Annotated in this window: 6 protein-coding genes; 1 reads left to right on the top strand and 5 read right to left on the bottom strand. The window is 48.2% G+C overall.

All coding sequences use genetic code 11. The annotated features are described in order from the left end of the window. Positions 1-18: 18 nt before the first annotated feature. Genes HGH90_RS04070 through HGH90_RS04050 form a run of 5 tightly spaced genes read right to left on the bottom strand, consistent with a single transcriptional unit; the run spans position 19 to position 7349 of the window. Positions 19-2880, bottom strand: coding sequence for a tetratricopeptide repeat protein (locus tag HGH90_RS04070; protein WP_169190449.1), 2862 nt, complete (start codon positions 2878-2880; stop codon positions 19-21). Positions 2881-2890: 10 nt separating this feature from the next. Continuing rightward, positions 2891-4378, bottom strand: coding sequence for a glycosyltransferase family 2 protein (locus tag HGH90_RS04065; RefSeq protein ID WP_169190448.1), 1488 nt, complete (start codon positions 4376-4378; stop codon positions 2891-2893). Between the two features lie 14 nt (positions 4379-4392). Next, positions 4393-5823 (bottom strand): glycosyltransferase family 2 protein, encoded by a 1431-nt coding sequence (locus tag HGH90_RS04060; RefSeq protein ID WP_169190447.1) that lies wholly within the window; start codon positions 5821-5823, stop codon positions 4393-4395. Next, complete coding sequence (locus HGH90_RS04055) at positions 5823-6974, bottom strand: HEAT repeat domain-containing protein (protein ID WP_168763709.1); 1152 nt, start codon at positions 6972-6974, stop codon at positions 5823-5825. Before HGH90_RS04055 ends, HGH90_RS04060 begins: the two co-directional genes overlap by 1 nt. 3 nt (positions 6975-6977) lie before the next feature. Continuing rightward, positions 6978-7349, bottom strand: coding sequence for a response regulator transcription factor (locus HGH90_RS04050; RefSeq protein ID WP_168740361.1), 372 nt, complete (start codon positions 7347-7349; stop codon positions 6978-6980). Positions 7350-7630: 281 nt separating this feature from the next. On the opposite strand from HGH90_RS04050, the gene HGH90_RS04045 reads away from it, so the two are divergent. Beyond that, positions 7631-11035, top strand: a complete 3405-nt coding sequence (locus HGH90_RS04045) for a response regulator (protein ID WP_211172577.1) — start codon at positions 7631-7633, stop codon at positions 11033-11035. Positions 11036-11040: the final 5 nt, after the last annotated feature.

Below are 11040 nucleotides of genomic sequence, written 5' to 3'. Positions count from 1 at the left end.
CTGCACATTGTAAGTCTGTTAAAATTTCCGTTGGAGCATCAGGTAAATATCATACTGGTTCTGATAGCCCACGTCAGTAATTTTCTGGTTGATCCAGGTGCCATATAATCCCAGTGTAGTGCGGTAATGCAATACTTTTTGATAACCTACCCCCACACTATGCGTCAGCAACCCCGAAAGATTAGGAAAATTAATCAGCCGGCTCCGGTCATCCGGAGAAGTACCGAGGCCACCTACCAATTGCAGGTAATCCTGCCGCTTGTTCATAAAATAGCGGGTAGTGAGATTAAAGGCGGTGTAGTTTTTGGAAGATTCGTTGATCACAAAGCCCCTGAGGTTCACCCAGAAATCACCGAATGGCTTAGCTACAGAAACCACACCAGAAATACTGCTGGTACTGTCCAGGTTCAGGTAACGCCCGCCCAGCTCTATTTCTATCTCTTTTTTAAATGTTTTGAAGATGGAATAGGCCGCTCTCCATTGAGGGAATACTTCCTTATTGGAATAAGCCACCATGCCATAAGAATACAGGCTGCGATTATGGGTATAGTACATTTCGGCCAACCCCTGTAAGCCGTTACCCGTTTGCCTTCCGGCGTAGTTCACCTGGAAAGCATAAGAGCCGCGTTTCATAAAGCGCCGGTACTCCACTGTGGCAATATTATATTTATTGCCCGAGTAGTCGAAGCTGGAATTCAGGTAGTACAGACCGAACTGGTTTTTCAGCGTTTTGCTTTCCAGGTACTCGTGATAATCCCTGTTTTCCGGTGTGTTATGCAGCTTTGCTACAGAATCGGCTGCCAGTGCGGCAGCTGCAAAATCTTTTTTGTTCTCCAGCGTGATAGCCCGCTTCATTAAAAAGCCTTCATTGTCGGGGTAGTACTTAAGTCCCTGCGTTGTATAAGCCAGGGCGCTGTCATAGCGCTGTTGCCCGTTCAAAATATTGATGCTGTACAGCAGGGCCAGGGAATCTTTCGGATGCAGGGCCAGCACCTGGTTGAAGCGCAGTAAGGCGCTGTCGGGCTGCTGGTGGCGTTGGTATTCGGTTCCGGCCGACATCAGGCTGTTGATATAGGCTGTTTTATATTTTTGCGTGTAAGGATACCTGTTCATCAATTCGCCGGTAATGGCGGCAGCAGCGGCATATTCATGCTGATCCTGCAATACGGAGGCTTTCTTTAGCAGGAAATCGCGGTTGCCCGGGTAGTACCCCAATGCTTTGTCGGCGTAATACAATGCGCTGTCTGGCTGGCCGGTGGCGCTTTCCAGGTTCACCATATAATCCAGCGCATCTATATTGTTGGGGGATACGTCCAGCACCTGCTTAAACTGTTGTTTAGCCAGGTCGTACTCTTCTGCTCTCATGTAGTTCCGCCCATTGGTCAGGTAAAGGTCAGTGAGATGGTTGTTTAAACGATCATCTGCGGGGAACCGGGCAGCCAGTTGCCGGGCAATGGCGGCGGCTTCTTCATATTTGCCGGTTTCGCTCAGCAGGGCTGATTTCTTTAGCAGCAAACCGGCATTGTTGGGATAGTAGGCAAGTGCCTGGTCTATTACCCTCAGTGCGGCGGTATTATTTTTTTGGGAGATATAGGTGTTGGCCAGGAGGTTAAGGGCAGTACTGTCATTGGGACTGGCCTTCAGGGCACTTTCAAAAGAGGCCGCGGCCAGGTCGTACTGCTGCTGTGCGAGATAGTCGCGCCCACTGGCGGTTTGCAATGTTACTAATCTTTCCCGGAGTGCTGCATTGGGGGTACGCTGAAACAGCGTTTCTGCCAGCGCAGCGGCGGCACTGTATTTATGGTCGCTTTCCAGTACATCCATTTTCATGGCTAACAACCTGGCATCGGCAGGGCGGTGCTTTAATCCCTGGTTAATCCAGGCCAGGGCTTCCTTATAGGTGCCCCGGGTCATGCTGTAGCCGATGAGTTTATCCAACGCTTCGCGGTTGCCCGGGTCTTTTCCCAATACGCCGGCATACAACGTATAGGGATCGGTGTTAGCATAGTAGTTAGCGGCTTCCAAACGCAGCGAGGTAGCCAGGGTGCGGGCTTTGGCATCGGAAGGATACCGCCGCTGTATTTCGGCTAAGGTAAGAAGGGCATCTGTATAGGCATGCATCTCCTGTTCTATGCCCAGTTTGCGCATCAGCAGGTCGTAAGCACCTGGCCGGGCCGCCAGGGCCTCGTTTACCTGGTCTAAGGCCGATTGATAATTGCCGCCTTTCAAAGCCACTGATAAATTGGCTTCGCGGGCGTCGGGGTTGCGGGGATCTACCAGTAATACCCGGTCATAACTTTGCCGCGCCATACTGCTATTGCCCAGTTGCTGAAAATATTTGCCGCTTAGCAGGTAATGCTCTATGTAAGCATTACGTACGGTGGTATCTTCCGGGTACTTACTCATCAGCCTCTCTGCGTATTCATTCCCCTGGTATACTTTGTGTTGAAGGTCCAGTATGCCCAGCTTCTTGCGCATGAATTCCGGGCTGCCGGGGAAGTTGCTAAGCGCTTCATCGGCATAGCACTCCGCTTCTGCATATCTACCGGTGGTTAATTCTACGTTAATAGCATAGTAATAGGCATCGCGGTAGCGGGGATTTTTAGCCAGCACGGCTTTAAAATATTTCCGGGAGAGATCGTATTGCTTTGTGAGCATATAGAGCCTGGCCAGCAGCAGCTGCTGGTCGATGAAGTCAGGTTGTTTTTCCAATGCCTGCTTCGACAGGCTGATAGCTTTGTCATAGTGCTCCTGCTTCGTTTCCTGCACCGCCTGGTTGTACAGGGATTCAGCGTTGTCTTTTTCTTTAGAGAGCTGTGCCTGCGCTTGCAGGGCGCAACACACCACAATGCCAGTTAACAGCTGTTTTAATACCGCCATTATTTCTTATTTAAGCGTTTACTTTCTTTTTACTGAAACCTTGTCTCTGCATATTTCCCCAGGTCGATTTTTTTCCGGTGAGAAAGAACCAATATCCTTTTAGTGCAAAAAATACAATCAGCGGGTGATAGATCAGCGGTTCCAGGAAGGCCATCAATGCCAGGCCCACCACTTCCCGCCAGGTATTATAGTACCGGTAGGTAAGCTGATCCCAGCAAATGGCCAGCGTGGTAATCATCACGGAATACAGGTACACAAATCCCAGCAAAATAATGGCATATTGCCAGCTCACCTGGTCTGTGACAATCAGGTAGATATAATAACAGATACCGATAAATTCGATGATGGGCGCCAGGAATTCAAAAAACAGGTTGTAGGGAAGTACGATCAACCCTAGTTTTCTATAACGGGGATTAAACAGGAACTTCCGGTGGATGGTGATGATTTCGCTCAGCCCCCGGCCCCAACGGGTACGCTGCCGGCCAAAAATTTTCAAGTTGGGTGGACCTTCCGTCCAGCATTGGGTGGTGGGAATATAACGGATGGCGTATTGCTGTTTATTATCGATCATGTAGGCACACATGCGGGTCACGATATCCATGTCTTCTGCAAAAGAAGTATGGTCATAGCCCCCCGCTTTAATAGCCACTTCCTTATCAAATAAGCCCAAACCACCGGATACATTAGGTACACAATTGATACTGCTCCAACCCATTTTTCCCAACACATATGCCCTTATGTATTCCATTTCCTGGAAGCGGGGTAATAATTTTTCGGGGGGGCGTACCCGTATGATGATACCCTCATCTACTTCACAGGAGTTGGCCACCCGTAGTGTGGCGCCGGTGGCAATCACCCGGCGGCTGTCTTCCACCATATGCACATATCCGCACTCGGGGCAAGGCTTGCCTACTTCCTTTGTTTTCTTATGTTCCTCATCCATAAAGGGCTTGATCATACGCAGCAGTGTATCTTTTTCGATGATACAATCTACATCCGTACACAAGAAATAATTGAATGAAGCGGCGTTAATACCGGCGTTGGAAGCATCTGCCTTACTCTTTCCATTCACTTTGTCTATCACCATCAGCTTATCATAGGCCGTGTTGGTAGACTTGAATATGCGTCGTACCGGCCGGGTGGTAATACGCTGGTTGTAGGCAAAGTCAACTTCTACCAGTTCAAACTCATTTATCAGTTTTTCCAGGGTATCATCGGTGCTCCCATCGTTTACAATGATCACTTCGAAGCGGGTATAGTTCAGGGTAAGGAGGGAGCGTACATTCATGATGATGGTAACGCCCTCGTTGAAAGCGGGGGCTATCACGGATATGCCCGGTGTAAGCGGCGATTCCAGCAGCTGGCTATAGTTGGTATAACTGCTTTTGCGCTGGAAAAGTCTGATACCACGGTAAGATAAGTAAGCCAACAGGGCATACATAACTAACATGGCACTTCCATATATAAATACACCGCCTTCAAAAAACGATTTCAGCATATGCTTTTATTACTTTATTTCTTTTTCCCAAAGCCTTGTCGCTGCATATTTCCCCAGGTGCTTTTTTTACCGGTAAGGAAATAATAGTATCCACGCAACGAATAGAGCACAATAAGGGGATGATAGATTAAAAACTCCATAAAGGGCGTCATGCACAAATAAGCCACTTCCCACCAGGACTTATAATACCGGAAGGAGAGCTGGTCCCACACAATGGAAATGGTGGTGATCATCACGGAGTACAGGTACACAAAAAGCAGCAATAGCAGTGCATACGGCCAGTTGATATTGCCGGTTACAGCCAGCACGATATATACAATGATACCGCTGAATTCAACCAGGGGCGCCAGTAATTCGAAGAAGAAGTTGAAAGGGAAAATGATCAGCCCCATTTTTCCGTAACGGGGATTCATGAACATGCTGAAGTGACTATACATCAGCTGTGCCAGCCCTCTCGCCCAGCGGGTGCGTTGCCGGTTAAATATTTTGAGCGTGGCCGGCGCCTCCGTCCAGCAGAGCGTTTTGGGAATATAGCGTATGGCGTAATCGATTTCATTGTCATGGGCATAACGGCACATCCGCGTTAGCAGTTCCATGTCTTCTCCAAAGGAACTATGATCATATCCGCCACAGCGGGTGGCCACCTCTTTATCAAACAGGCCCAGTCCCCCCGATACGTTGGGCACACAGTTAATATAACTCCAGCCCATTTTTCCCAATACGAAGGAGCGGATGTACTCCACTTCCTGGAAGCGGGGAAGGAGCTGCCTTGGAGGACGCATGCGGGTCATCACACCCTCATCAAACTCGCAGGAGTTGGCAATGCGTAAGGTGGCGCCTACGGCGATTACCCGCTTGTTTTCTTCCTGCATAACCGGCAGGATCAGCTCCAGCAGGGTGTCTTTATCCAGTATACAGTCTACATCCGTGCAAACGAAATAGTTAAACGTAGCGAGATTGATACCGGCGTTAACAGCATCGGCTTTACTCTTCCCGTTTACTTTATCAATCACGATCAGTGAAGCGTAGGCGGGGTCGGTAGACTTAAATATTTTCCTTATGGGTTGTGTCCGTATTTTCACACTAAAGGCGTAGGCTACTTCCACCATTTTAAACTCTGTAATGAGCTGTTCCATGGTATTATCAGTACTGCCATCGTTAATAAGTATAATCTCGTAACGGGGATAGTTAAGGGTGAGTAGGGAACGTACGTTGGAAATAATGGTCATTCCTTCGTTAAAGGCAGGTGCCAGGATAGTAATACCCGGTGCCAACGGGGAACTGGACAGGAGGTCCAGCTGGTGCAGGGAATTTTTCCGGGTGTATTGACGGACTGCCAGCCTGGAGAATATGGCCAGTAAAGCATATACCAGCAATAACACCAAGCCATATACGAAAATCGCGCTTTGATATATTTTTCCCAGTACTTCTAAAATACCACTCATTAGTATTTGATTAATGGGTTCATACAGTGTTTCAGGATACGCAGGTTTTCCGGTGTGGCCGTAGCCATCAATTCTTCTATCACCTGTTTGGCAATCCAGTCATTTCTTACAAGCGACTTAGCAGCGCTCTTGCGCAGGTCGAAATCGGTGGAATGCAGGAATTCCAGTTTCAGGAATTCTATATGACGTCCACTGCTGATACGTCCCAGGGCTTTTAATATTTCTATCTGGCAATGCAGTGGTTGCGTACTGTAGATACTTACCAGTTTGTCTTCCACGTCGGGCACCCGCAATTTTCCCAAACAGTTGATGGCGTCGGCCCGCAGGTAATGGTCTTTAGTGTCCAGTAGTTTAATAACCGCAGGCACTGCGGGCAACTGGTTGTAGTGCACAATCAGCTTCAGGCAGAAAGACACCACGCTTTTATTGGACGAGTAAGTAACCCAGCGGGCAAAGTTAGGGATTGCAATATCTTCTGTGGTGCTGATGATACGCAGTAATTCTACCTGGTCCCACATCAGCAGTGGCTCTGTTACCACATCAAAAAACTTAAAGGGCTCATTTTTACTGAGTTTGATATAGGCATGGCGGGCAGCGGCTCTCAATTCCCGGTTACGGCTATTCGTTAACGGTAAAATAGTGACATCTGCCACGGACATGTCCATGCTGGTAAATTCGATCAGCGCCTGTACTTTCTTTTCCCAGTGGCCTGCCTTCATCTTTTTCATGGCGTCTTTGTCCAGCTCCAGCTGCATATACAGGCTACGGAGCAGGAGCCCCATATTTCCCCGCACATTGCGGCGAAAATGGATAATACGCTCGGTAAGAGCGGCCCGGGCCCACTTTTTATCCAGGGGCAGCTCCTGGAAGGCGTCCAGGTTAAGTACTACCTGGTCGGCTGGCACAGTGTCGGCCTCCGGGTGGGTCAGTACTTCATCTATAATGAGGTTATCTATTTTGGGAAGCAGTTTCGCCAAACGCTTATCCCGGCGGTTACCGCGATAACGGTTTCTCAAAATGGAAAAATAGGCGAGCAGGGTACCCCCGGCAGCTACTACTATAAATATCATGGCCAGCTGTATCACCAGCGGAGCAGACCGGAAGATATTAATAAAGGGTTCCAGGAAGGCAGGTAGTTGTATGTCGAACATCAGCTATTTATTCTTCATTAATAATCGTTTAACGCGGATCATTAATTCGGCAGGGATGATAGGTTTTTTGAGGAAATCATCTGCCCCCAGCTTAAATCCTTCCATCACCATGTCTTCGTTCCCCGCATTGGAAACAATGATCACCGGGATAGGCCGGGGCTGGCTTTTTACCTTGCTCAGAATTTCAAATCCATTGGCATACGGCATCATAATATCCGTAATAATCAAATCATAGCCGTACTGGGTAGACTCCAGTTTTTCAAATGCCTCTTTGCCATTAGATACATGATCCAACTCATATTCTGAGGATGGGAGGATTCTTGCCACTATCTTGGGCATTATTTCATCGTCTTCTACTAACAGTATTTTACTCATAGTGGCTGCGTTTGTTCCGTAAACAATGTGAATGAACAATTGTTTACCGATTTTTATAAAATATGGTATAAGTGTCTCTCTTTAAAATCAGTTTTAACGGTATATGCGTAGATATATACTAATAGCAGAAATGATTAGATTTTCTATTGAAAAAAATATTTTTAAATTAATACTAAAACCACTACATAACATGACACAAAGGTATTGAATATGAAGGCATTTCGGTACTTTTATACCTAATATAATAAATTATCAGACATTAACGAATTCCTTTTTTCATTGTGGCACCAATCAAAATTTCACTGGCCAACAGGTTGTACCTCGGCTTCGCATTAGTGGTATTGCTGGTATTGCTGAGTGGCTTATTAACCTGGCGTACATTTGATTCTCAAATGGAGGAAGCCGGCTGGGTACAACACACCTACCACGTACTCAACAATTCCGAGCGGGTACAGCGGCTCCTTTTTGATATGGAAGCCGCCAGGAGAGGGTTTAGAAGTACTTTCGACCATAAATTCCTGAAGCCCTATGAACTGGCATTGCCTAAAGTGGCGCCGGCACTCAACGACCTGCATGCCCTGGTATCAGATAATCCTGTACAATACAAAAACGTGGATTCCCTGGAAGATGAAGTCAATAACCTGTTGAGTTATTGGAATGAACTGGACCATAGCCTGAATAGCCAACGCTTCGAACAAAACAAAGCCATCACCGAAACAGAAGCCCTGCTGATGGACCGGGTACGGGCTAAAATAGCGCTGGTCAACACAGAAGAACGCCGCCTGCTGGACCTTCGGGAAAATTATAAAAACGAGTCTTTATCTAAAGCGATAAGAGCGTTGATGATCAATAATGCGTTTATCCTGTTAGTAGGCTCTATCCTGATGCGGGTAACTTACCTGGAATTTAAACGAAGGATCCGCGCGCAGAAAGCGCTCAATCTTAAGCTGACAGAAGTAGTAGACCTCAACGAGGCCGCCAATGAGCGCAACTGGATGCTCACCGGCGTGAATAAAATGAATGATAGCCTTCAGGGAGCGAACAGCCGGGAAGAACTGGTACATAATGCCCTGCAAACCTTAACCACTTTCGGCGAATTTGCCGCCGGCGCTTTTTACCACTTTAACGGGGAGGCCAACCATCTGCGTTTAGAAGCCACTGTTAATATGCCAGCGGCCGTTCCCGCCGTAGTGGCTATTAATGATGGCTTCGTGGGTACCGCTGCCAGCGACCCCAACCTGCGGGTGATCCGCGGAGTGCCGCCCAGTTACTGGCAACTGGCATCTGCCAGTGGCAACGGCGTAGCCGGGGAACTGGTATTGATACCACTCTGGGTAGATAGCGAACTGCTGGGAGTGATCGAGTTGGCTTCCTTTAAGCCGGTAACCCCACTCCAGGTAGGCCTGCTGGAAATACTAAAAAAAGACATCGCCGTAGCTGTGAATGCCGCCAATGCCCGCGAAAAGGTTATGCAGCTCCTCCGCCAGGTACAGGAACAAAAAGAAATACTCATCAGTCAACAGGAAGAACTCCGGCAGTCCAACGAAGAACTGAGCCGCCAGTCGGAAATATTACAGGCTTCCGAAGAAGAACTAAGGGTCCAGGAAGAAGAGCTGCGACAGGTAAATACAGAGATTACCGTAAAAAATTACGCGCTGGAACTTGCCCGGAATGACTTATCCCAAAAGGCAGCGGAGCTGGAAGCCAGCAGCCGGTATAAATCTGAATTCCTGGCCAATATGTCGCATGAACTGCGTACCCCGCTCAATAGTGTACTCATTCTTGCCAAAATGCTCCAGGAGAACAAGGACAAAAATCTCACCACGAAACAAATGGAATATGCCGGCATCATCCACAAGTCCGGCTCGGACCTGCTCCACCTGATCAATGATGTACTGGATCTCTCCAAAATAGAAGCAGGTAAGGTAGAAATGAACTTTGAAGCCATACCGGTGAGCGAAATTATGGATGACCTTTCTGATCTCTTTGACGTTGTATCCCAGGAGAAGAAAATACAATTCATTAAAACCATCGCGCCTGACGTGCCTATCACCCTGTTTACAGATAAACTCCGGCTGGAACAGGTGATCCGCAACCTTTTATCCAATGCATTTAAGTTTACGCCCGCTGCCGGCGTCATCACGCTTTCCTGGTATATGGTCAACCCGGATACCCTTGGTATCAGTGTTAGCGACACCGGGGCGGGCATCCCAGCCGACAAGCAGACCCTGATATTTAATGCTTTCCACCAGGGCGATGGCAGTACCAACCGCAAATTTGGCGGTACCGGGCTGGGACTCAGCATCAGCCGCGAACTGATGCAGCTGCTCAAAGGATCGTTGGTGCTCGACAACAGTACGCCAGCAGGCAGTACTTTCAGTATTATCATCCCGGTCCATCCCGATGCCAATGCCAATGCCATCGTTACTACGGATGATACCCTGGAATATATACCGTCACCATCACCGCTGCCACCCCCCGCTATCAGCGACGACCGGCATAATATCAGCAAGCAGGACAAACTGATTCTCATTATAGAAGATGATATTCATTTCGCCGATATCCTGCGCGACTTTGCCCGTAATAAAGGATTTAAAACGATTGTGGCCCACAATGGCCAGGATGGATTAGCCTATGCCCGCAAATACTTGCCGGCGGCTATTATCCTCGATATGAACCTGCCCGTTATTGATGGTAAGAGCATCCTGAAAATCCTGAAGAGTAATGAAGACCTGAGCAAAATACTGGTACATGTTGTCACCGCGGCCGACAATGCAGGTATTGGCGAAGATAACGTACATGGTTATACGAGGAAGCCACTACAACTACCCGACCTGGAAGCCGTATTTACCAATATCAACGCCCGCATACAGGCAGGGCTAAAGAAAGTATTACTTCTGTCGGCCGGCCCGCGTAGTGCAGATACCGCCATCAAAGCCAAAAGTGAAGAACGCCACCTGGAAACCCAATATGATGTGGCCGCCGGTGTGCCCGAAGCCAGGCAACTGCTGGCACAAAAGAAATATGATGCCGTTATTATGGAAATAGGCGCGGAACTGGAGCTGGACAAAGTGATGGAGCAGTTAGAGACACTGACCAGTATGCCCGAAACCGGTGATACCCCGTTGATCGTGTATCTCGACCAGGATATTACCAGCAGCGAGGAACAGCAGCTGAAGAAATACGCGGCCGCTATTGTACGCAATTCCGCCCTCGCCACCGACCGGTTAATGGATGAACTGGAACTCTTCCTGTATAAACTGGAGAAAAAAGAAAAAGTAGCACCCCAGGAAATGCCCGGTACCGCTACGACCCTGTCAGGAAAAAAAGTGCTGCTGGCAGACGATGACATGCGCAACGTATTTTCTATCAGCGCCCTGCTGGAAGACCAGGGAATCGAAGTGCTCACAGCGGCAGATGGTAAGGAAGCAGTACAAACCCTGCAGGAACATCCGCAGCTCGACCTGGTACTGATTGATATTATGATGCCGGAAATGGATGGTTACGAAGCTATGCGACTGATCCGCGCCGACCCAAGGTTTCAGCAACTGCCGGTGATTGCTCTCACCGCCAAAGCAATGGCGGAAGACCGGGTAAAATGTATGGAAGCAGGCGCCTCCGATTATATCGCCAAACCCGTAGATAATATTAAATTATTGTCGTTGTTAAAAGTCTGGTTATCTTAAAGCTA

Origin of the sequence: Chitinophaga sp. Ak27, from assembly GCF_012726295.1 — a bacterium.
Classification (GTDB): Bacteria; Bacteroidota; Bacteroidia; order Chitinophagales; family Chitinophagaceae; genus Chitinophaga.
The sequence above is the reverse complement of the archived record's forward strand: the minus strand, read 5'-3'. Positions and strand labels throughout refer to the sequence as shown.